Annotated in this window: 5 tRNA genes; all 5 read left to right on the plus strand. The window is 50.7% G+C overall.

Annotated elements, in window-relative coordinates:
* Positions 1-53: 53 nt before the first annotated feature.
* The 5 genes from QM874_RS09870 (at position 54) to QM874_RS09890 (ending at position 464) form a co-directional block, all read left to right on the plus strand.
* Positions 54-126, plus strand: a tRNA-Val gene (locus tag QM874_RS09870).
* A gap of 2 nt (positions 127-128) precedes the next feature.
* Positions 129-201, plus strand: a tRNA-Asp gene (locus QM874_RS09875).
* A gap of 18 nt (positions 202-219) precedes the next feature.
* A tRNA-Lys gene (locus tag QM874_RS09880) sits at positions 220-292 on the plus strand.
* A 5-nt stretch (positions 293-297) separates the two neighbouring features.
* Positions 298-379, plus strand: a tRNA-Leu gene (locus tag QM874_RS09885).
* A 12-nt stretch (positions 380-391) separates the two neighbouring features.
* Positions 392-464 (plus strand) — tRNA-Thr (locus tag QM874_RS09890).
* Positions 465-501: the final 37 nt, after the last annotated feature.

The raw sequence follows: 501 nt of genomic DNA on the forward strand, positions 1-501 counted from the left end.
CCGGAAGTAGTTGGGGGTTGCCCCCTGTGAGATAAGGAAGTCGCTTAGCTAAAGGGAGTTTAGCTCAGCTGGGAGAGCATCTGCCTTACAAGCAGAGGGTCAGCGGTTCGATCCCGTTAACTCCCATAGGTCCCGTAGTGTAGCGGTTATCACGTCGCCCTGTCACGGCGAAGATCGCGGGTTCGATTCCCGTCGGGACCGTAATAACGAAAGTTATTTGACTCGTTAGCTCAGTTGGTAGAGCAATTGACTTTTAATCAATGGGTCACTGGTTCGAGCCCAGTACGGGTCATCATTGCGGGTTTGGCGGAATTGGCAGACGCACCAGATTTAGGATCTGGCGCTTAACGGCGTGGGGGTTCAAGTCCCTTAATCCGCATAATAGAAATAAGCCGGCTTAGCTCAGTTGGTAGAGCATCTGATTTGTAATCAGAGGGTCGCGTGTTCAAGTCATGTAGCCGGCATTTTTTAATATAACCAAGAGGTCGATGCGAACGTAGT

The organism is Streptococcus infantis, from assembly GCF_047463615.1.
Lineage (GTDB): Bacteria > Bacillota > Bacilli > Lactobacillales > Streptococcaceae > Streptococcus > Streptococcus infantis_X.